General features: G+C 62.6%; 18 protein-coding genes and 1 pseudogene. 7 read left to right on the top strand and 12 right to left on the bottom strand.

The genetic code is table 11. The features are described 5' to 3' along the window. Window positions 1-11 precede the first annotated feature (11 nt). From KI611_RS00200 to rsmB, 8 genes and pseudogenes are all read right to left on the bottom strand, one after another. A complete protein-coding gene (locus KI611_RS00200) occupies window positions 12-1,994 on the bottom strand; it encodes a primosomal protein N' (RefSeq protein WP_226417834.1) in 1,983 nt (660 codons plus the stop codon). A 299-nt stretch (window positions 1,995-2,293) separates the two neighbouring features. Next, window positions 2,294-3,361 carry a uroporphyrinogen decarboxylase gene (gene hemE, locus KI611_RS00195; protein WP_226417833.1) on the bottom strand — a complete coding sequence of 356 codons (1,068 nt, stop codon included), beginning with the start codon at window positions 3,359-3,361 and terminating at the stop codon, window positions 2,294-2,296. 58 nt (window positions 3,362-3,419) lie between these two features. After that, window positions 3,420-4,874 carry a TrkH family potassium uptake protein gene (locus KI611_RS00190; RefSeq protein ID WP_226417832.1) on the bottom strand — a complete coding sequence of 485 codons (1,455 nt, stop codon included), beginning with the start codon at window positions 4,872-4,874 and terminating at the stop codon, window positions 3,420-3,422. A gap of 9 nt (window positions 4,875-4,883) precedes the next feature. After that, a complete protein-coding gene (trkA, locus tag KI611_RS00185) occupies window positions 4,884-6,317 on the bottom strand; it encodes a Trk system potassium transporter TrkA (RefSeq protein ID WP_226417831.1) in 1,434 nt (477 codons plus the stop codon). Window positions 6,318-6,354: 37 nt separating this feature from the next. After that, window positions 6,355-7,621: pseudogene (locus tag KI611_RS22115) on the bottom strand (sigma-54-dependent transcriptional regulator). Beyond that, complete coding sequence (locus KI611_RS00165) at window positions 7,599-9,755, bottom strand: sensor histidine kinase (protein ID WP_226417830.1); 2,157 nt, start codon at window positions 9,753-9,755, stop codon at window positions 7,599-7,601. The pseudogene KI611_RS22115 and the gene KI611_RS00165 overlap by 23 nt, the downstream one beginning before the upstream one ends. After that, window positions 9,752-10,327 carry a DUF4390 domain-containing protein gene (locus KI611_RS00160; protein WP_226417829.1) on the bottom strand — a complete coding sequence of 192 codons (576 nt, stop codon included), beginning with the start codon at window positions 10,325-10,327 and terminating at the stop codon, window positions 9,752-9,754. Before KI611_RS00160 ends, KI611_RS00165 begins: the two co-directional genes overlap by 4 nt. Further along, on the bottom strand, window positions 10,320-11,579 hold the full coding sequence (gene rsmB, locus KI611_RS00155) for a 16S rRNA (cytosine(967)-C(5))-methyltransferase RsmB (protein WP_226417828.1): 1,260 nt from the start codon (window positions 11,577-11,579) through the stop codon (window positions 10,320-10,322). The genes KI611_RS00160 and rsmB overlap by 8 nt, the downstream gene beginning before the upstream one ends. Before the next feature lie 34 nt (window positions 11,580-11,613). On the opposite strand from rsmB, the gene KI611_RS00150 reads away from it, so the two are divergent. From KI611_RS00150 to KI611_RS00135, 4 genes are all read left to right on the top strand, one after another. Next, window positions 11,614-12,501: a S1/P1 nuclease gene (locus tag KI611_RS00150; protein WP_226417827.1), complete on the top strand. Its 888-nt coding sequence runs from the start codon at window positions 11,614-11,616 to the stop codon at window positions 12,499-12,501. A 9-nt stretch (window positions 12,502-12,510) separates the two neighbouring features. Continuing rightward, complete coding sequence (locus KI611_RS00145; RefSeq protein WP_226417826.1) at window positions 12,511-12,933, top strand: S-adenosylmethionine decarboxylase family protein; 423 nt, start codon at window positions 12,511-12,513, stop codon at window positions 12,931-12,933. Window positions 12,934-13,026: 93 nt separating this feature from the next. Further along, window positions 13,027-13,608 (top strand): DJ-1/PfpI family protein, encoded by a 582-nt coding sequence (locus tag KI611_RS00140; protein WP_226417825.1) that lies wholly within the window; start codon window positions 13,027-13,029, stop codon window positions 13,606-13,608. Between the two features lie 59 nt (window positions 13,609-13,667). Continuing rightward, a complete protein-coding gene (locus KI611_RS00135) occupies window positions 13,668-14,018 on the top strand; it encodes a ribbon-helix-helix domain-containing protein (RefSeq protein ID WP_226417824.1) in 351 nt (116 codons plus the stop codon). 6 nt (window positions 14,019-14,024) lie between these two features. Here KI611_RS00135 and fmt read toward each other — a convergent pair whose 3' ends face one another. Next, window positions 14,025-14,948: a methionyl-tRNA formyltransferase gene (gene fmt, locus KI611_RS00130; protein WP_226417823.1), complete on the bottom strand. Its 924-nt coding sequence runs from the start codon at window positions 14,946-14,948 to the stop codon at window positions 14,025-14,027. Then, window positions 14,945-15,448, bottom strand: a complete 504-nt coding sequence (gene def / locus KI611_RS00125) for a peptide deformylase (protein ID WP_226417822.1) — start codon at window positions 15,446-15,448, stop codon at window positions 14,945-14,947. The genes fmt and def overlap by 4 nt, the downstream gene beginning before the upstream one ends. Before the next feature lie 144 nt (window positions 15,449-15,592). Here def and KI611_RS00120 point away from each other — a divergent pair, with 144 nt between their 5' ends. From KI611_RS00120 to KI611_RS00110, 3 genes are all read left to right on the top strand, one after another. Then, window positions 15,593-16,621: a LysM peptidoglycan-binding domain-containing protein gene (locus KI611_RS00120; protein WP_226417821.1), complete on the top strand. Its 1,029-nt coding sequence runs from the start codon at window positions 15,593-15,595 to the stop codon at window positions 16,619-16,621. Continuing rightward, window positions 16,618-17,694, top strand: coding sequence for a DNA-processing protein DprA (gene dprA, locus KI611_RS00115; protein ID WP_226417820.1), 1,077 nt, complete (start codon window positions 16,618-16,620; stop codon window positions 17,692-17,694). The genes KI611_RS00120 and dprA overlap by 4 nt, the downstream gene beginning before the upstream one ends. An 80-nt stretch (window positions 17,695-17,774) precedes the next feature. Further along, window positions 17,775-20,294 carry a DNA topoisomerase III gene (locus KI611_RS00110; RefSeq protein ID WP_226417819.1) on the top strand — a complete coding sequence of 840 codons (2,520 nt, stop codon included), beginning with the start codon at window positions 17,775-17,777 and terminating at the stop codon, window positions 20,292-20,294. Between the two features lie 202 nt (window positions 20,295-20,496). Here the strand turns inward: KI611_RS00110 and KI611_RS00105 are convergent, their stop codons facing one another. Beyond that, the gene (locus tag KI611_RS00105) at window positions 20,497-21,411 is read right to left on the bottom strand and encodes a hydrogen peroxide-inducible genes activator (RefSeq protein ID WP_226417818.1); all 915 of its coding nucleotides are present in this window, start codon (window positions 21,409-21,411) and stop codon (window positions 20,497-20,499) included. Beyond that, window positions 21,408-22,115 carry a pseudouridine synthase gene (locus tag KI611_RS00100; RefSeq protein WP_226417817.1) on the bottom strand — a complete coding sequence of 236 codons (708 nt, stop codon included), beginning with the start codon at window positions 22,113-22,115 and terminating at the stop codon, window positions 21,408-21,410. Before KI611_RS00100 ends, KI611_RS00105 begins: the two co-directional genes overlap by 4 nt. Between the last annotated feature and the right edge of the window lie 8 nt (window positions 22,116-22,123).

Genomic DNA, 22,123 nt, shown 5'->3' with positions numbered 1-22,123 from the left:
GGCCGTGCCGGTCAGAACTCCAGCGGATCGACTTCGATATGCCAGCGCAGCTTCGACGGCGCCTTGAGGCCTTCGATGGCTTCCCGCCAGCGCGGCAGAAAGGCTTGCAGGGCCGGGCGGGAGGCGGATTCGGCGAGCAACTGGCCGCGTTCCAGGCTGGCCAGACGGGCGAGCTTCATCGGCACCGGATCGTAGATCATCACGTTGTCGTGTTCCGGAATGACCGGCAAGGCGGCCGCGGCTTTCAGGAAGGCGATGGAATCGGCCATCGCCGGCGCCTCGGCGCGCAACATGGCTTGGAAGGCATAGGGCGGAAACCCCGCCTGCTCGCGCTCCTTGAGCATGCTCGCGGCAAAGCCCGGGTAGTCGTGGGCGACCAGCGCCGAATACAGCGGATGAGTCGGATACTCGGTCTGGACCAGCACCTCGCCTTTCAGTTCGGCCCGCCCGGCCCGCCCGGCCACCTGCATCAGCTGGGCAAAAAGCCGTTCCGGAGCGCGCCAGTCGGCGGAAAACAATGCCGAATCGGCGCCCAGCACGCCGACCAGCGTCAGCTTGGGGAAATCGTGGCCTTTGGCCAGCATCTGCGTACCGACCAGAATATCGGCGTCGCCGCCATGGATGCGCTCGAGCATCACCTCCCATTGCTTGCGGCTCTTCACCGAATCGCGGTCGACGCGGATCACCCGGGCCGCCGGGAATTGTTCCTGGACCCAGCCTTCGAGGCGCTGGGTGCCGCGCCCGAACGGATGGATATCCTGGTTGCCGCAGGTCGGACAGGCCTTTGGGACGCGATGCTCGAAACCGCAATGGTGACAGCGCAAACGCTTATCGGCCAGATGCAGCACCATGTTGGCCGCACAACGGGTACAACGCGAGATCCAGCCACAAGCGGTGCACGCCAGCACCGGTGCATAGCCGCGCCGATTGAGGAAGATCAGGCTCTGCTCGCCGCGCTCCAGCCGGGCCGCGATGGCGGCAATCAGCGGCTCGCTGACGCCTTCCTTGAGCACCATACGGCGCGTGTCGAGCATTTTCACGCTCGGCAAGGTGGCTTCGGGATTGGCCCGTTCGCGCAGCTTGATCAAGCCATAGCGCCCACTCTGCGCATTGGCCCAGGATTCCAGCGCCGGCGTCGCCGAACCGAGCAGGATCGGAATGCCCAATTGGTGAGCGCGAAAGACGCCGATATCGCGCGCCGAATAGCGCATGCCATCCTGCTGCTTGAAGGAGGGATCGTGCTCCTCGTCGATGACGATCAGCCCGAGATTGGGCATCGGCGTGAAGATCGACAGCCGGGTCCCGAGCACGATGCTCGCCTCGCCGGCAAAGGCCGCCCGCCAGTTGCGCTCGCGCGCAGCCTCGGCGAGTTCGCTGTGCAGCGAGACGACGCCGGTTTCCGGAAAGCGCGCCCGGACCCGCCCTTCGAGCTGGGGCGTCAGATTGATTTCAGGGACCAGCAGCAGAACCTGTCGGCCTTCGGCCAGCGCCCGCTCGATCAGGCGCAGATAAACCTCGGTCTTGCCGCTGCCGGTGATGCCGTAGAGCAGGTGGGCCGAGAAGCCGGCGGCCGGATCGACGGCCGCAACGGCGAGCGCCTGCTCGGCGGTCAGCGCCGGCCGGGCGATCGGTTGCGTTGGGCGGCTGGCCCGCGCCTGGCGCCGGGTCGGCGGCACGACCCGCTTCAGACCGACCGGCAAGGCCTGCAGCACGACTTCGCCGAACGGCGCCTGGTAATAGGTGCTGGCAAAATCGCAAAGCGCGAAGAAATCGCGCGGCAGGGCCGGCAGATCGCGCAGAATTTCGCCGGCGACTTTCAGCTGATCGAGCGGCCAGTCGCTGTCATCGGCGACCTCGACGATGACGCCGATTTTTTCCGAGCGCCCGAACGGCACGCGAACGCGAAAACCGAAGTCGGCGGTCGACGCCTCCGGGGCAAGGTAATCGAAGAGGCGGTGCAGCGGCAAATCGAGAGCGACGCGTAAGACAGGCATAAATTTGCCGGCGGGGGCCGTCGTATCTCCGAAATTTGGTGAAAAACCCTGTGTTTACACGGTCGTTTGATTTACCCACAAAAGCTGTGGATAACTTTGTGGATTTCTCTGGTAAAACTGCGCTAAGCCACGGGGTTTAAAGGAATTTGTCACTTTGCCGAAATATTGAGCAAGAAGACAATCCCTTTGTTTTCAAATACTTGAGCAAGTTGTGAACTGTCAAGCAGATTTCAGGAAATTTTCTTGGCGGGATGCAGAACTCTGTGCATAAGTAAAGAACTGCAGCCCGCTTATAGGTATTACTTTCGTAATAAACGACTGTGGCTATGGACCGCTTCGACCAGGGCATTGACGCTATCCGGCGGCGTGAATTGCGAAATACCGTGGCCGAGGTTGAAGACATGCCCGGTATTCCCCGGCCCAAAGCTGTCGAGCACCTTGCGCGCTTCGGCGGCGACGATTTCCGGCGTGGCGAACAACACGTTCGGGTCGAGATTGCCTTGCAGCGTCACCTTGTCGCCAACCCGTCGGCGGGCTTCGCCGATATCGATGGTCCAGTCCAGACCCACTGCATCGCAACCGATGTCGGCGATCTTTTCCAGCCACAGACCGCCGTTCTTGGTGAACACGATGCTCGGCACGCGCTCGCCGTCCTTTTCCTTTTTCAGGCCGGCGACGATGCGCCGCATGTATTGCAGCGAGAATTCCTCGTAGGCCGCCGCCGACAGCGAACCACCCCAGGTGTCGAAGATCATCACCGCCTGGGCGCCGCTGTCGATCTGGGCGTTCAGGTAGGAAATCACCGAGTCGGTGGTCACCGACAGAATGCGGTGCAGCAGGTCCGGGCGCTTGTAGAGCATGCCCTTGATGTGGCGGAAATCGCTCGAGCCCTGGCCCTCGACCATATAGCAGGCGAGCGTGTAGGGGCTGCCGGAGAAGCCGATCAGCGGCACCGAGTTGTCCAGGGCGCGACGGATTTCGACCACGGCGTCCATCACGTAGCGCAGATGGTCGTTGGGATCGGGCGCGGTGAGGTCGTTGATCGCCCATTCTTCGCGCAGCGGGCGCTCGAACTTCGGCCCCTCGCCTTCGGCGAAATAAAGACCGAGACCCATCGCATCCGGCACCGTCAGGATGTCGGAGAAGAGGATCGCGGCGTCGAGGTTATAACGGGCCAGCGGCTGCAGCGTCACTTCGCAAGCCATGTCCGGCGACTTGCACAGATTCAGGAAATTGCCGGCGCGTTTGCGCGTTTCGCAGTATTCCGGCAGATAACGGCCGGCCTGACGCATCAGCCAGAGCGGCGTGTATTCGGTCGGCTCTTTGAGAAGGGCGCGCAGGAAGGTATCGTTCTTGGGTCGGCTCACAGGGGCACTCCGCCAGAAATTCGGAAAGGCGGAATTATCCGCCTTTCCGCGTTGCAGGTCACTTACGCCAGAAGGCGGGGGTCAGTACGACGAGCAGCGTGAAGATTTCCAGCCGGCCGAGCAGCATGGCGAAGATGCAGACCCAGGTCTGGAAGTCTTCCAACACCTCGTAGGTCGTCGATGGGCCAACCACCCCGAGGCCCGGGCCGGTGTTGTTGACGCTGGCGACAATCGCCGTGAACGCGGAAATGATGTCCAGCCCGGTAAAAGTAAGGACCAGGGTGAGCGAAACAATGCTGACCATGTACATGAAAGCGAAGGCGAGAACCGCGAACAGAACGGGTTGCTGCGCCACCTGACCGCCGATGCGCACGTTATAAACGGCATTCGGGTGCATGGCACGGAGCAGCTCCCGGTAGACCTGCTTGTAGAGCAGCAAGGCCCGCATCATCTTGATCCCGCCGCCGGTCGATCCGGCGCTGGTGACGAAACTGGACAGGAACAGCATCCACAGCGTGGCAAAGATCGGCCACTGAGCGAAATCGACACTGGCGTAACCGGTGGTCGTGGCAATCGAGACCAGGTTGAAAGCGACATGGCGAACGGCGACGTTCAGATCGGCATAGGCCCCATCCTTCCAGATGTAGATGGCGACCACGAGAATGCTGAGCAAGGTCACGCCAAGGAACCATCCGGCTTCAGGATCCCGGAGATAGGGACGAAGTGAGCGCCCGCTAACGGCGAGGAAAAGCGTCCCGAAGTTCATTCCGGCAATCAGCATAAAAACGATCGCCACGAACTCGATGGCCGGCGAATCAAAATAGCCGAAGCTGGCGTCGTGGGTCGAGAAACCACCCAGTCCCATCGTCGAAAAGGCGTGGCAGACGGCATCGAACCAGCTCATGCCGGCCCAGCGAAAGCCGAGGATACAGGCCAGCGAGACGCCGAAATAGACCAGCCACAATCCCTTGGCCGTTTCGGCGATACGCGGCGTCAACTTGGCGTCCTTCATCGGCCCCGGCGTTTCCGCCTTGAACATCTGGCGGCCGCCGATGCCGAGCAGCGGGAGGACGGCGATGGCCAGCACGATCAGCCCCATGCCGCCCACCCAGACCAGTTGGTGACGCCAAAGGTTGATCGACATCGGCAGCGAGTCAATGTTGCTCAGCACTGTCGAACCGGTGGTGGTCAGCCCCGATACCGTTTCAAAATAGGCATCGGTATGGCTGATGCCAAGATGAAGCATCAACGGAATCGCCGCAAAAGCCGGCAGGACCGACCAGACCAGCACGACCATCAGGAATCCGTCGCGGATGTTCAATTCGCGCTTGCAGCGGCGATAGCGATACCAGAGGAAGGCGCCGCACAGCATGGTCAGGGCAAAAGCCTCGTCATAAGCCGATTGCGCGCCGTCGTTGGTGACGTAGGAGGTGATCAACGGCGCCAGCATGGTCAGCCCGAAGAGCATGATGATCATGCCCAGCGCACGATAAACCGGGGCAAAACGCGTCATGGCAGCCCCTTAAAGGAAGTGAAAACCGACCTGGAAGAGCTTTTCGACCTTCTTGACCAGCTTCTTGCGGGTACAGAAGACGATCACGTGGTCATCCGCCTCGATCACCGTGTCGTGGTGGGCAATCAGTACCTCGCCGTAGCGGGTAATAGCCGTCCAGTCGTCGGTCTGGCCAACCACCACCGGCTGCGCGAAGTTGCGCACCAGCGCGGCGACCGTCACGCCATGCGGCCAGTCGATCTGATCGATCCGCTTGCCGATCACCTTGGAGGTTTTGCCATCGCCATGGGCGACGATCTCCAGCGCTTCGGCCGCACCGCGCCGCAGCGAATGCACTTCGGCGACATCGCCCTGACGGACATGGGTGAGCAAGGTGCCGATCGACACCTGGGCTGGCGAAATACCGATATCGATCGGCCCGCCTTCGATCATTTCGGCATAAGCCCGCCGGTTGATCAGCGCCACCACCCGTTTGCAGCCGAGGCGTTTGGCCAGGCTGCCGGACATGATATTGTCTTCGTCGTCATTGGTCAGGGCGAGGAAGAGATCCATCTCGGCGATGTTTTCCTGCTCCAGCAACTCCTCGTCGGTGGCATCGCCGAGCAGGACCAGCGCATCGTCAAGCTCGCTGGCTAGCGCCTCGGCGCGTTCCTTGCGGCCTTCGATGACCTTGACCTCGTAGCGCTTTTCCAGCGTCTTGGCCAGCCGGCTACCGATATTGCCGCCACCGGCGATCATGATCCGCTCGACCGGCGTCATCATCCGGCGCAACTGGCGCAGCACCGGCCGGATGTGCTCGGCGGCGGCGAGCAGGAACACCTCGTCGCCCGCCTCGACCACCGTCTCGCCTTCCGGAAAGACCGGCTGATCGCGGCGGAAAATTGCCGCAATCCGGGCCTCCATATCGGGCGGCAGCAAGGCGCGCATTTCCTTGATCTGCCTGCCGACCAGCAGCCCGCCCTCGAACGCCTTGACCGCCACCAGACTGACCCGGCCGCGAGCAAAACTGAGCACTTGCAACGCCTCGGGAAATTCGATCAAACGCCGGATGTAATCGGTGATGACCTGCTCCGGGCACAACGCGTAATCGACGGCAAAGTTGGCGACGGAAAGCAGGCTGGCGTCTTCGAGGAAATCCCGCGAACGCAAACGGGCAATCCGGGTCGGCACATTGAAGACACTCTGGGCCAGCTTGCAGGCCACCAGATTCGCCTGATCGCTCTGGGTCACGGCAATGATCATGTCGGCATCTTCCGCCCCGGCACTGCGCAGGACCGACGGCGTCGCGGCATCGCCGACGACCGTCCGCAAATCAAGCCGGTCCTGCAACTGGGCCAGGCGCGCCGCGTTGTAATCGACGATCGTGATGTCGTTTTCTTCCGAAACCAGGCCTTCGGCAACGCTGGCCCCGACCTGGCCGGCACCGAGAATGATGACTTTCATGATGCCCCCACCAGGACTACGCTGCTATCTCGACGGTCTATTCCTCGACCCGTTTGCCGAGCCGGACATCCAGTTGCTTCAGCTTGCGATACAAGTGCGTACGTTCAAGGCCGGAGCGCTCGGCCAGCTTGGTCATGTTGCCACCGCCAAGCCGCAGGTGGTGCTCGAAATAGAGTTTTTCAAAGGCATCGCGCGCCTCGCGTAGCGGCTGGTCGAACAAGGGCAGCATCGAGACCAGTTCGCGGCAGTCCCCGGCTTCCTGTGGCATGACGCGACTGACGTCTTCGGCCGAAATTTCCTCGTCGAGCGCCGTCAGGGCGAGATTGCGGACCAGCATGTAGAGGTCGGTCCAACTCGTCTCCGAGAGGTTTTTCCAGGGCAGCGTGCGCAGGGCATTGAGGCCGCCGGTGGAAAAACGGCGGGGCAACACTTCGCCGCGTTCGACGAAATTGGTCAGCAACAGGCTGGCGATCTCCGGTAACTCGTCGGCGTGTCCGGCCAGCGACGGCATGACCACCCAGACTTCCCCAAGGCGGGCCAGCAGCTTGCTGTCCCAGCCGGCTTCGCCAAGGGCCGCCAACGGTGTCCACGGTCGCCGCGACCAGCTGCAAATTGAGCTTTTCCAGACGCTCGACCGCATAGGCCAAGTTCATCTGCTGCATTTTGCCGAGAGCCGCCAGATCGGGAACAAACAGGATGCCGCCACTGAGTTTCTCGAGCATTTCCTGGGTCAGCGCGCTACTCACGCCGGACAGATCGAGCCAGGGTGCACGCGGCGGCTGCAAGGTGCGGGCGCAAATTTCCGCCATCCCGCCAGTCGCGCCCTTGAGCAGCAGGATCGGCGCCTTGGCGGCGGCCTGTTCGAGGCGGCGCCGGAATTCCTTGACGAAAGTCGAGCGCCCGAAAGCTTCCAGCGTCAGCGGCGGACGCGACGGCGGCGTATCGTGCTTGAGCGCCTTCTGCACCGTGGACAGCAGCTTCTGCAGCGAAATCGGCTTTTCGAGGAAATCGAAAGCGCCGAAACGGGTCGCTTCGACCGCCGTATCGATCGTGCCGTGGCCCGACATCATCACCACCGGCATATTGAGATGACCGGCCGCATGCCATTCCTTCAACAGCGAAATGCCGTCCATGTCCGGCATCCAGATGTCGAGCAGGACCAGATCGGGGCGCAGTTCGTTGCGGATACGGCGCGCCGCCCCGGCGTTTTCGGCCAGTCGGACATCGTAAGCTTCGTCGATCAGGATTTCCGAGAGCAACTCGCGGATCCCGATTTCGTCATCAACCACCAGAATTATTGCCATGTTTGGCTTTCTCCTCCTTCACCAGGGGCAGACGAATGTCGATTCGTGCGCCGCCCGCCGGTGCATTGCTGATTTCGATGGTACCCAGGTGTTCTTCGACAATTTTCTTGACGATGGGCAGGCCAAGGCCGGTACCGCGGGCCTTGGTCGTGACATAAGGTTCGAAGATGCGCGGCAGCAGTTCGGCCGGAAAACCCGGGCCGTTATCGCCGATCGACAGACGGGCACAGCGCCCGACCGTTTCGGTAACGATGCTGATTTGACCGGCCTCGCGGCCTTCCAGGGCATCTTCGGCATTGCGCAGCAAATTGTGGATGATCTGCCGCAACTGGGTGGCATCGCCCAGTATCGCCGGCAAGGCCTCGTCCAGTCGCGTTTCGATGCGGGCCGACGAGCTCTCGTAGAGGCCGAGGACTTCGCCGATCAGTTCGTTGAGATCGAGCGGCGACACTTCCGGCGCCGGCAGGCGGGCATAGTCGCGGAAGTCGTCGACCATGCGTTTCATCGACTGCACCTGGTTGATGATGGTCTGCGTCCCGCGCGCCAGCAGCTCGGCGTCGCCATTGAGCAGCTTGTCGGCCAGCTTGAACTGCAGACGCTCGGCCGATAACTGGATCGGGGTCAGGGGATTCTTGATTTCGTGGGCTAACCGGCGGGCCACCTCGCCCCAGGCGGCACTGCGCTGGGCAGCGACAATCCGGGTGACATCGTCGAACACCACGACATCGCCGCCGCCGCTCGCTTCGGGCAGACGCGAACCGCGCAGCAGCAGGATCTGCGGCATCCCATTCGGGCGCTCCAGCTCCAGCTGGGCCTGCCATTCGGCATCCTCGGTCGCCGCGAAGTGCTGGCGGATGAAGGTGCCCATCGCGTGCTGGCGCGGCCAGTTATCGACCGCCGCCCCGATCAGCTCGACGAAATCATCGTTCAGAACCGTCAACGCCCCCTCGTTCACGGTGCGCAGGACGAAATTGCGATCGAAAACCAGAACGCCGGACGACAGATTGGCAAGAATCGATTCGAGGTAGCCGCGGGCCGATTCCAGCTCGCTGCGATGGCGTTCGGTTTCGTGGTGCGCCTCATTCAGCTGCCGCGTCATCTGGTTGAAGGACTGGGTCAGGATGCCGAGTTCGTCGCCGCTGTAGATCGCCTGACGCGGCGAGAAGTCGCCCTGCGCCACAGCCTGCGTCCCCTCGGCCAGAATGTAGAGCGGCGCGACCAGCCGACGGGCCATCAAATAGGCCAGCGCAAATGCCCCGAACAGCGCGACGAGCACAGTCAAGGTCAGGGTCAGGGCATAGATCCGGGTCAGGCCAGCCCGCGCCAGTTGCAGCTCCTGATAGTCGCGATAAACGTCCTGCACCGCGTCGGCGTCGTGCGCCAGGCTGGCCGGCACCGGGTTGATCAATTGCAGAATGCGCGGTTCCTCGAACACATCATGGGCCGCGACCGGCACCAGCACGCGCAGATAGAGCTTTCCCCCGTCGCCTTCGACGGTGCTGATCGCCCGCGAATTGCGCGCCTGCTTGAGCTGGGTCTGGCTCGGCAGATCGGGCAGCAGGCTGCTCAATTCCGTGGTCGCACTGGACAACAATTGGCCACCGACCGAGAACAGAGCCGCCGACTGCACCCCTTTTTCCTCGCGCAGACGCAGCAGCGCCGAACGCCGCGACGGCTCCTGGATGTCGGACAACTCGATGGCCATGCTGCGCCCCTTGGCGCCGAGGTCTTCAAGCAGCGAATCGAGCGCCGAGCGACCAAGCTGCAGGCCGGATTCGAGGGCTTTTTCGACGCGCACGTCGAACCAGCTTTCGATCGAACGCGTCACGAACTGCACCGAAACGCCATAGACCAGCGCCCCCGGCAGTACCGCGATGAAACCGAACATCAGCATCAGACGCAGCTTGAGACGCGCCCCGAAGACCTGGGCCTGATAGTCGCGCCACAACGAGCGCAGCTGCCAGCCGACCAGCCCGACCATGGCCAGGGCCAGCACGACATTCAGACCGATCAGCAGCGGATAGTTGCGGGAGAAAAGGACGGTGTCGGCCGCCGTGGACATCAGCAGCAGGAACCACAGGATGCCCCCGATGGCGGCGGCGAAAGCCCCGCCGGCAGCAACGAAGCGCTTCACCGGGTCTCCACCGCGACGGCCGGCAACGGCGCCTGCCAGGTCTTCCAGTCAGCCACCAGGTTCCAGTCCTTGTTGCCCAGGGCGCTGATCTGGAAGGGCCGCGGCAGCTGGGTGATATCGAGGCGCAGGCGCAAGGCGGCCTGATACGGCTCGCCGGTGCGCAGCATTTTGTCGCCCTTGTCGATCACCACCCAGTTGCGCAGGCGGGAGAGCACCGCCAGCGCGTCGCTCAAATTCGAGAATGACTGGTGCAGGCCGCCGGTGGACAAGCGGTACTGGCGGGTCAGCGCATGGTAGGACAGGCTGTAGGTCAGACTGCGGCTGAGCAATTTTTCATCGAGCCAGTACCAGCGCGCCTTGGTCATTTCGTAATCGATGACGAAATAGAGCACGACGCCCTTGTTTACCGCCTCTTCGAGGCGCGGCGTCAGCTCGAAACGAAAATCGGCCGACAGGGCATAACCTTCCTCGGTCGCCGACAGTTGCGCATTGGCTATTTCAATCTCGGCCGCCCATGCCAAAACCGGCATGAAAAGCAGCAACAGCAGCCAATGGCGCAGTCGATCAGGCATTTTTTTCGAGCAGGCAGTAGAAAAAGCCATCATGTTCGGCGGTTGGTAAAAGCTGTTCCTCGTGAGCACGGCGTGCATCCGGCTGACGGGCAAGAAATGCCGCGATCTGCTCGCCATTCTCGACAGGGAAGACCGAGCAGGTCACATAAAGCAGTTTACCGCCGGGCCGGACGACCTGCCACAGCGCATCGAGAATACGCGATTGCGCCTTGGCAAAGCTGGCGATATCGTCTTCGCGGCGCAGCCACTTGGCATCCGGATTGCGCCGCACCACGCCGCTGGCCGTGCACGGCACATCGGCCAGTACGGCATCGAAGGTCCGGCCATCCCACCAGGTATTGAGCTTGGCGCAGTCGGCGGCCATGACGTCGGCCTTGAGCCCGAGGCGGGCGAGATTTTCGACGATGCGCCGACAGCGGGACGGCTTCAGATCGAGCGCCAGCAAATCGAGATCGGCCCGCTCCAGCAGATGCGCCGTCTTGCCGCCAGGCGCCGCACAGGCGTCAAGCACCCGGCTGCCCGGCGCCGGGTCGAGCAGCAAGGCCGCCATTTGGGCGCCTGGATCCTGCACCGAGACGAGGCCATCGGCAAAACCGGGCAAGCGATCAACCGGCAGCGGCTTTTCCAGAGCCAATGCGCACTCGCCAAGCGGCGTCGCGTTCAGCCTTTCGCCATTCAGCCGCGCCTGATAGTCGGCCCGTGTGCCGCGCCGCAGATTGACTCGCAGGGCCATCGGCGGCGGCGTGTTGCCGGCCGCGACGATGCTTGGCCAATCCTGCGGATAGCTCGCCTGCAAGCGGGCCAGCCACCAGTCCGGATGCTGCGAGCTGGCGACCGGATCGGCGGCCAGCGCGACATTCAGTTCGGCCTGCTGGCGCAGGAAGTTGCGCAACACGCCATTGACCAGTCCGCGAAAACGACCTTCGGCCAGTTCGCCGGCGGCGGCAACGGCCTGATCGACCACGGTATGCGCGGCGTCCGGCCGGGTTTCCAGGCGGTAGATGGCAACCAGCAGCAGCGCCCGTATTTCCTCCGCCGTCAGCGGTTTGGCGAGCAGCCGGGCCAGGAAAAAATCACCCCGCCCGAACGCCCGCAGGCTGCCATAGACGAGATCCTGCACGGCCGGCCGGGCCTGCGGATCAACGCGCGCCAGCAATCCATCGGCAAGACTTTGCCCGGCAAATACGGCAGCGTTGATATGAGCGGCTTGATGCAGGGCAAAAGCCAGGGAATCGAAGGGTAAACGGGACATAGGACGGGATTATCGCACGCTGCATAATGTCGCAATGCACCGACTGATTTTTGCCCTTTGTTTCGCCTTCACCCCGCTCCTGGCCCATGCCTGGAATGCCGCCGGTCACCGGCTGACCGCGCTGATCGCCTGGCAGCAATTGTCGCCGACCAGCCAGAAATGGGTGGCCGCCGCACTGGCCGGCCACCCCGACCACCCACGCTGGATGGAAAAGGCACATTCCGGCGAAGCGGCGGACATCTTCGCCGAAGCATCGACCTGGCCGGACGACATTCGCCGCGACCCGCGCTTTTACACCGAGGGACGAGAGCCGGCGACGGCGCCCTTGCCCGGCCTGGGCGACACGGCCCGTCACCAGCGCTGGCATTACGTCGATGTCGACCGCAACGGCAAATCCGAGGCTGGCGAAATCGACCGTCAGATCGAACGACTCAGCCGAGTCCTTCACTCGTCGGCCGACCGCGAGCAACTGTCCTATGCCCTGCCCTGGCTGCTGCATCTGGTCGCCGACATTCACCAGCCCTTGCATGTCGGCCGGCATGACGATGAAGGCGGCAATACGGTCGAAATCGAAAATCCGTTCAACAAGCGCCTGCCGTTTGCCAAATTGCACACCTACTGGGACGACCTGCCCGGCCCACCGTGGCTGCGCGGCAAGCGGCTGGCACAAAACGCGGCGCGCCTGATCGCGGCCTTTCCACCGGCCGACCAGGGCAACGTGCGGGCGTGGCGGGACGAAAGCCATCGCCTGCTCGCCCTCGCCTATCCAGAACCGGCCGGTAGCCTGTTGCCGACAATCAGCGCGGAATTCAATCAGCAGGCACACGATATTGCCAACCGGCGCATCGTCGAAGCAGGCTACCGCCTCGGTCGCCTGCTCGAAGCCATCGTCAGCCACCGCGTTTCACGTGGAACGTCATAGAATTGCCCGATGCACGGAATCCAGTTAATCGCCGACCTGCACGATTGCCATTGCCCACCGCGCCTGCTGCTCGATGCTCCCGGCCTTGAATCCCTCTGCGTCGAGGCCTGCACCCGGCACGGACTGACCGTCGTCGGCCGCCTTTTTCATCCATTTCGCGACGCCAACGACCAGGCGGCCGGCGTCACCGGCACCGTCGTCCTCGCCGAATCGCACCTGGCGATCCATACCTGGCCGGAAATCGCGGCAGTCACGCTGGACGTCTATGTCTGTAATTTCAGCGGCGACAACACCGCACGCGCCCACTCCCTGTTCCGGGAAGTGATCGCCGCCTTTGCCCCCGGACGCACCGAGCGCATCGAAGTAAAACGCGGCCAACTCGGGGCGCGCGAACGCGTCCTCGACGACAGCGCTCCGCCCGAAACGCCGTAGCAACCGGCTGCTACCCGCCGCCCCGCAAAACTCCAGACAATGCCTCAGGCGCCGGCACCCGCCGCACGCCGATCGATAACAATGGAGACAAACATGGCTGCCAAGAAAATACTGATGATTACCGGTGACTACACCGAGGATTACGAAACCATGGTGCCTTTCCAGGCACTGCTGATGGTCGGGCACACGGTGCATGCCGTCTGCCCCGGCAAAAAAGCCGGGGAGGCGGTACGTACCGCCATCCATGACTTCGAAGGCGATCAGACCTACAGCGAAAAACCCGGTCACAATTTCACGCTGAATGCCAGCTTTGCCGAGATCAAGGCCGACAGCTACGACGCCCTGGTCATCCCGGGCGGCCGCGCCCCCGAATACCTGCGCCTGAACCCGGAAGTGCTGGCCATGGTGCAGCATTTCGCCAGCACCCGGAAGCCGATTGCCGCGATCTGCCACGGCGCCCAACTGCTTGCCGCAGCCGGCGTACTAGCCGGCCGCTCATGCAGCGCCTACCCGGCCTGCGCCCCGGAAGTAAAGGCGGCCGGCAGCCAGTATGCCGACATCCCGGTAGATCAGGCCCATGTCGACGGCAACCTGGTTACCGCCCCGGCCTGGCCGGCCCACCCGGACTGGCTGGCCAAGTTCCTGCAGGTACTCGGCACCCACATCACGCTTTGATATGCTGCGCGGGCAGTCTCTGCTAGCCGGACTGCCCGCGCCAACCGAGGAGGCCACCCATGTGTGAAATCTACGTCAAAGCCGAACCGATGCTCTACGAATCGCGTTCACGTTCGCTGCGCATTCATGGCTTCGTCACCAAGATCCGGCTGGAAAACCTGTTCTGGGACATCCTCGCCGAGCTGGCCGGCAACGAGGGCATGACGACCAACCAGCTGATCGCCAAGCTCTACGATGAAATCGAGGCTTATCGTGGCGAGGTCGAGAACTTCGCTTCCTTCCTGCGCGTCACCTGCCTGCGCTACCTTACCCTGCGCCACCAGAAGGAAGGCGAACGCCCCAGCCTGGCCATGGTCGGCACCTTGCCGCCAACCGTCAGTCAGTTGTCGCGCAGTATCGGTGCCGCCTGAAACCGGTCAGCCGGGAATATCGAAACGGTCGCCCGCTTTCAGTGGATTGCCGGCCAGGAATTGCTGCACCGGCAGACGTTTGCCGCCAGCCTTCTGCAATTCACCGATCGCCAACGCCCCTTCGCCGCAAGCGACAACAATGGCACTCCGGTCGACCGCCAGGATCCGGCCAAATTCACCCTGCGCATCGACCATGCTGGCCCGCCACAGCTTGATGGTCTGCCCACCGATCAGCGCCTGAGCCCCAGGAAAGGGGTTGAAAGCGCGAATGTGACGATCCAGTTCGGCCGCACTTTTCCGCCAGTCGATCAGCGCCTCGGCCTTCTCGATCTTCTGGGCATAGGTCACGCCGTCCGCCGGTTGCGGCTCGGCGGGTAGAGGCAAGTGGCCCAGCGCCTCGACGATCAACTTGCTGCCGAGTTCGGCCAACCGGTCGTGCAGCGTTGCCGAGGTATCGGCCGAATCGATCGGGAAGGCACTGCGCAACAATACCGGCCCGGTATCCAGGCCGGCTTCCATCTGCATGATGCACACCCCGGTCTGTGCATCGCCGGCCAGCAGCGCCCGCTGGATCGGTGCCGCACCGCGCCAGCGCGGCAGCAACGAGGCGTGGATGTTGAGACAACCGAAGCGGGGCATGTCGAGCACCAACTGCGGCAGGATCAGCCCGTAGGCGGCGACCACCATCACGTCGGCGCCAATGGCCGCGATCCTTTGCTGCGCTGCCGCATCCTTCAGGCTGAGCGGCTGAAAAACCTCGATGGCCTTTTCCAGCGCCAGTTTCTTGACCGGCGAGGGTTGCAGAACCATGCCCCGACCAGCCGGCCGGTCGGGCTGGGTCAGCACCAACGGCACTTCGTGACCGGCCTGAATAATGGCCTGCAGCGCCTGCGCGGCGAACTCCGGTGTCCCGGCGAAAATCACCCTCATGCGGTAACCCGCGACAGTTTGACCAGTTTCGCCTTGATCCGCGCCTGCTTCAGTTGCGACAGATGATCGACGAAAACCATCCCCTTGAGATGATCGATTTCATGCTGGATACACACCGCCAGCAAGCCGTCGGCCGTCAGCGACTGCGCCTTGCCTTCAAGATCGAGGTAATGGACGGTGACCCGCTCGGCCCGTTCGACCTTGTCGTAGATGCCGGGTACCGACAGGCAACCCTCCTCACCGGTCTGCGAACCGGTAAAGTTTTCCAGTCGCGGGTTGATGAAAACGCGCAGATCGTTCTTCTCTTCCGAGATATCGATAACGACCAGTTGCTTGTGCACATCGACCTGCGTCGCGGCCAAACCGATTCCGGGCGCTTCGTACATCGTTTCAGCCATGTCGGCCGCCAGTTTTCGGATGCTGTCGTCAATTTTGACAACGGGTACGGCGACCTTTTTCAGGCGAAGGTCGGGGAAACGCAAAATGGGTAGAAGAGCCATAGGTTGACAGGAATAAAAGCTTGCTCGCTTAGGTTATTACGTGCAGAATCTAAAGCAATTCTCGAGATATGGAAACGGATTCGCTTGATGCAAATAAGACAGCATCTGATGCACCGCGTTCCGCCGGCACGTGAGGTTACGACTATGGTCCGCATTATATCCGCGCTCATCCTGGCCGTAACGGCCGCTTGCGCATCCGCCGCCGAGCCGCTCAAGCTTGTCGACAACCCGCCCGACCGCCATATCGTCGTGCGCGGCGACACCCTGTGGGGCATTTCCGGCAAATTCCTCCAGCAGCCGTGGCGCTGGCCGGAAATCTGGCAGATGAACAAGGCCGAAATCAAGAATCCGCATCTGATCTACCCCGGCGATGTCGTCATCCTTGACATGTCGAGCGGCAATCCGCGACTGCGACTCGGCAAACAGCACCAGGGCACCGGCAAGCTCCAGCCGCAGGTATACAGCCAGGCGGTTCAGCAGGTCATCCCCAGTATTCCGCCAAATGTCATTGAGCCCTTCATTTCGAAGCCACTGGTCATCGAACCGGGCGCCCATGACGGCAAGGCCCGCATCGTCGCCACCCAGGAAGATCGCATGCTGGTCGGCAACGGCGACGAGGCTTTCGTTTCCGGCATCCCCGACGCCAGCGTCGAGAAATGGCATGTCTTCCGCCCGGGCAAGGAACTCAAGGATCCGGAAACCGGCGAAGTCATCGCCCACGAAGCCTTTTTCCTCGGCCATGCCCGCCTGATCAGGCCGGGCGAACCGGCTACCATCCAGATCACCCAGGCCAAGCAGGAAATCGGTCGCGGCGACCGCCTGCTGCCCGCCCCGCCGCCCGAAATCATTTCCTACGTGCCGCACCGCCCGGATCAGGAGGTCGCTGCCAAAGTCGTCTCCATCTACGGCGGAGTCAACGAAGGCGGCACCAGTTCGGTGGTGGCGTTGAACCGCGGCAAGAACAGCGGGCTGGAAATCGGGCACGTTCTCGCCCTCTTCCGCAACCGCGTTTCGATCAACGTCGATACCGATGGCCGGCGCAGTTCAACTCAGATCCCGGAAGAGCGCTACGCGCTGGCCTTTGTCTTCCGCGTCTTTGACGGTATCGCCTACGCACTGGTCGTCGATTCCTCCAAATCGGTCATCGTCGGCGACTCCGCGCGCAATCCGTGAGTGAATACGAAGGGCTGGCCGCCTGGTTGCGGCTGACCCTGATCCCTGGCATCGGCGGCGAGACGCAACGAAAGCTTCTCGCCGCTTTCGGTTTACCCGAAGCAATTTTTGCGGCCGGGCGACTGACAGTGCGCAGCGTGATCGGCGACCGGGCCGACCTGCTATTCGATTCCGAGGTGAGCGAAAATGTCGAACGCAGCATCGCCTGGGCCGACCAGCCCGGCCAGCACATTCTGACCTTGGCCGATGCCGATTATCCGCAAGCCCTGCTCGAAATCCCCGATCCGCCCAGCCTGCTGTACGTCCGTGGCAAACCTGCCCTGCTGCAGAAATCCGGCCTGGCCATGGTCGGTAGCCGCAACGCAACGCCCCAGGGCCTGCAAACTGCCGAGAATTTCGCCAAAACGCTCGCGGCCAAAGGCTATTGCATCATCAGCGGCCTCGCCCTCGGCATCGACGCTGCAGCCCACCGCGGCGCGCTCGCCGCCGATGGCGAAACCATCGCCGTCATCGGCACCGGCGCCGACCGTCTCTATCCGGCCCGCAACCGGGATCTAGCCCTGGCGATCGCCGAGCGCGGCGCCATCGTTTCCGAATTTCCGCTCGGCACGCCGGCCCTTGCCGCCAATTTTCCGCGTCGCAACCGGATCATTTCCGGCCTGTCACGCGGTGTCCTGGTCGTCGAAGCCGCGCCGGAAAGCGGCTCGCTGATCACCGCCCGACTGGCCGCCGAACAGGGCCGCGAAGTTTTTGCCATTCCCGGCTCGATCCATTCACCGGTTTCCCGCGGCTGCCACAAATTGATCAGGCAGGGCGCAAAACTGGTCGAAACGGCCCAGGACATCCTGGAAGAACTCGGCAACTTCGCCGAACCGACCGACCTTGCCGAGCCGGCCTCCGTCCCGGACGACAACCTCGTGCTCAGCGCCCTCGGCCACGACCCTTGCGGCCTCGACGATCTGCAGGAGCGCACCCGGCTCGCCACCGATGCCCTGCTCACCGAACTGCTGACCCTCGAACTCGCCGGCCAGATCGCCACGCTGCCCGGCAATCGCTACCAACGCCTGGTCTGAAAACCCTGCATATATATTGATGGCTTGCCAAGCCGCTCGCCGCGCACTTATCATGCCTCGGCACCTAACTGACAGAATCCATGACCAAAAAGCTGATAATCGCTGAAAAACCTTCCGTTGCCGCCGACATCGCCAAGGCGTTGGGAGGCTTTACCAAGCACGATGACTATTTCGAGAGCGAGACGCACGTAATCTCCTCGGCCGTCGGTCACCTGCTGGAACTGTCCTGCCCGGAAGAGTTCGAGGTCAAGCGGGGCAAGTGGTCCTTTGCCCATCTGCCGGTGATTCCGCCCCACTTTGCGCTGAAGCCGATCGAGAAGACCGAATCCCGCCTCAAGGTTCTTGCCAAGCTGATCAAGCGCAAGGATGTCAGCGCACTGATCAATGCCTGTGACGCGGGGCGCGAGGGCGAATTGATCTTCAATTACATCGCCCAGCACACCAAGTCGGGCAAACCCGTCCAGCGCCTGTGGCTGCAGTCGATGACCCAGGGCGCCATCCGCGACGGCTTTACCCGTCTGCGCAATGGACAGGAAATGCAGGGCCTGGGCGACGCCGCCGTTTGCCGCTCCGAATCGGACTGGCTGGTCGGCATCAACGGTACGCGGGCGATGACCGCCTTCAACTCGAAGACCGGCGGTTTCCACCTGACGACCGTCGGCCGGGTACAAACCCCGACGCTGGCCATCGTCGTCGAGCGCGAAAAGAAAATCCGCGAATTCAAGCCGCGCTCCTACTGGGAAGTCGAGGCCGACTTCGCCGCCAAGGCCGGCAACTACACCGGCAAATGGTTCGATGAGGGCTACAAGGGCAAGGAAGACGACGAACACGCCCGCGCCGACCGCCTCTGGGAACAGAACAAAGCGGATGCCATCCGTGCCGCCACCCTTGGCAAGCCAGGCATCGTCAGCGAAGAAGCCAAGCCGGAAACCCGGATGTCACCGCTGCTTTTCGATCTGACCAGCCTGCAGCGCGAAGCCAACGGTCGCTTTGGCTTCTCGGCCAAGACCACGCTGTCGCTGGCGCAGTCGCTCTACGAAAAACACAAGGTCCTGACCTACCCGCGGACCGACTCGCGCTGCCTGCCGGAAGACTACCTGCCGACCGTCAAGGAAACCTTGGCCGTGCTGACCGGAGAAGGTGCCGGCAAGGGTCACGACGAAGTGCTGCTCGCCCGCTACTCGCCGTTCGCCCACCAGATCCTGGCCCGCAACTGGGTCTTGCCGAACAAGCGCATCTTCAATAACGCCAAGATCAGCGACCACTTCGCGATCATCCCGACGCCGCAGGCACCGAAGAACCTCAACGAGCTCGAACAGAAACTGTACGACTTCGTCGTTCGCCGCTTCCTGTCCGTCTTCTTCCCGGCCGCCGAATATCTGGTGACCACCCGCATCACCCGCGTCGAAGGCCACCCCTTCAAGACGGAGGGCAAGGTGCTGGTTAATCCGGGCTGGCTGGCCGTGCATGGCAAGGAAGCCCAGGAAGGCACCGAAGGCAATCTGGTCGCGGTCGCCAAGGATGAAACGGTCAAGGCCGAAGACGTCACCGTCAAGGCCAACGAAACCAAGCCGCCACCACGCTACTCGGAAGCCACGCTGCTCTCTGCCATGGAAGGCGCTGGCAAGATGGTCGACGACGAGGAGCTGAAGGCGGCGATGGCCGGTCGCGGCCTCGGCACCCCGGCCACCCGTGCCCAGATCATTGAAAACCTGATCGGCGAGCAATACATGCTCCGCGAAGGTCGGGAATTGATCCCGACTGCCAAGGCCTTTTCACTGATGACGCTGCTCAACGGCCTCGGCATCAACGAACTGACCCAGCCGGAACTGACCGGCGACTGGGAATGGAAACTCGGACGCATTGAAAAAGGCGAATTCACGCGCCAGGAATTCATGCGCGAAATCGCCGAAATGACCCGCCACATGGTCGAGCGCGCCAAGACCTTCGACAGCGATACCATCCCCGGCGATTTCGGCGTGCTGACCGCGCCCTGCCCGCGTTGCGGCGGCCAGATTCGCGAGAACTACAAGAAATTCCAGTGCGAAGGCTGCGATTACTCGCTATGGAAGATCGTCGCCGGTCGCCAGTTCGAGCCGGCCGAGATTGACGCGCTGATCACCGACAAGCAGATCGGCCCGCTGACCGGCTTCCGCAACAAGATGGGCCGGACGTTCGCCGCCGCGATCAAGCTCAACGACAAGATGGAACCGGAATTCGATTTTGGCCAGGACAAGGCCGATGCGGCCGACGCCGAGCCGGTCGATTTCTCGGCCCAGACCAGTCTCGGCAAGTGCCCGAAATGCGCCGCCAATGTCTATGACCATGGCACGTCCTACGTCTGCGAAAAATCGGTCGGCCCGGACAAGACCTGCGACTTCCGCTCCGGCAAGATCATCCTGCAACAGCCGATCGATACCGCGCAAATGCAGAAATTGCTGGCCGACGGCAAGACCGACCTGTTGAAGGAATTCGTCTCCAACCGGACCCGCCGCAAATTCTCGGCCTATCTGGTCGCCAAGGACGGCAAGGTCGGCTTCGAATTCGAGAAAAAGGTCGCCAAACCCAAGGCACCAGCCAAGAAAAAAGCCGAAGCCTGATCGTCGGCTAACATCCAGCAAAAAGCCCTCGGCGATCCACCGAGGGCTTTTTGCTTTGGGTGGCCGCTCGGTGCTGCGGACGAATCAAGCTACAAAGAGAAAGCCTTGAAGGTGCCTAGTACCAAATAGCCAGAAATTAATTACATGCAAGCTGCATGATCTGACTCTGACCGTCAGCCGCCCCACCGTTCCACGTGAAACATCACCGCTTGCTGGTCGCCCCTGGCAACTGACAGGACAGCAGTGCCGCCCGCACCGCATCAATCGCCTGCGGTCGCGGGAAGGTCACCCGCCAGACCAGGCCGACGGTGCGCGACGGCTGTGTTCCGGCGAACGACAGCACCTTGACCAGCGGCTCCTTCTCAATCAGCGGGTCGGCCGCCGTGCTCGGCATGACGGCGACGCCGGCGCCGCTCGCCACCATGTAGCGGATGGTTTCCAGCGAACCGCCTTCGAGCGAGTTGGCCAGACCGTCCGGGGCTGTCAGGCGTGGACAAGATTCCAGTACCTGATCGCGGAAACAGTTGCCCTGGCCGAGCAGCAGTAGGTTCTGACCGTCCAGTTCATCGGCCGGAATAGCCTCGCGCTGGCTCCAGGAATGGGCGGCCGGCACGACAACGCGGAAGGGCTCTTCATAAACCGGCAGAGCGACCAGGCCCGCCTCGGCAAACGGCAAGGCGATGACGATGACGTCGAGTTCGCCGGCCTTGAGAGCCGGAATCAGGTTGCCGGTGAAATCTTCCTTGAGGAACAGCGGCATGTTCGGCGCCTGCTGATGCAGGGCCGGAATGAACTGCGGCAACAGGTACGGCGCGATGCTGTAGATGATGCCGACGCGCAGCTGGCCGCTCAGCGGATCGCCGGTCGAATCGGCGATTTCATCGAGACGCACCGCTTCTTCGAGAACGCGCTTGGCCTGCGCGACGATGCGCTCGCCAAGAGCGGTGATCCGGACATCGGAGGCCGTCCGTTCGAACAAGGCTGAGCCAAGCTGGCCCTCAACCTTCTTCAGCGCCACCGACAGCGTCGGCTGACTGACATGACAGGCTTCGGCTGCCTTGCCGAAATGGCGCTCACGGGCAAGCGCCACGATGTAGCGCATTTCGGTCAGGGTCATGCCGAATAGCCGAGTTTTTGCAGGTCGGCCGTCGAAAGCCAGCGCCATTCACCGGGCTGCAGATCGGCCGGCAACTGCAGTTCGCCTATCGACTCGCGATGCAGTGCCTCGACCCGATTGCCGGCCGCCGCGACCATCCGCTTGACCTGATGGTACTTGCCGCTGGTCAGGGTCAGGCGCAACAGGTGCTCGTCGACCTTTTCGGCCGCAGCGGCGGCAATCGGCTCGGGTTCGTCGGTAAGCAACACGCCGGCCAGCAATTGGTCGAGCAAGGCCTGGTCGACCGGATGCTTGGTCGTTGCCAGATAGATCTTGGGCACCTTGCGTTTGGCCGAAGACAGTTGATGGTTGAGCTGGCCGTCGTTGGTGATCAGCAGCAGGCCGGTGGTGTCTTCGTCGAGCCGGCCGATCGGCTGCACGTCGCGCTCACGCAAGGGCAGCGGCAGCAATTCGAGGACGCCGGGATGGTGCTTGGGCTTGCGCGAACATTCGTAATGCAGCGGCTTGTGCAGCATCACGCAGGCAAATTCGGTATAGGGCCAAGCGACGCCGTCGACGCTGAAAACCAGTCCGTCGGTAGCGACTTCGGCGAAGGGATCGGTACAAATGGCGCCATTGATGGCGACTCTTTCGTGCCGGACGAGGGCCCGGCAACCCTTGCGGGTTCCGAAGCCGTGATGGTGGAGGATTCGTTCTAGTTGCATGGCGGGAA

It is taken from the genome of Dechloromonas denitrificans, from assembly GCF_020510685.1.
Classification (GTDB): domain Bacteria; phylum Pseudomonadota; class Gammaproteobacteria; order Burkholderiales; family Rhodocyclaceae; genus Azonexus; species Azonexus denitrificans_A.
The sequence above is the reverse complement of the archived record's forward strand: the minus strand, read 5'-3'. Positions and strand labels throughout refer to the sequence as shown.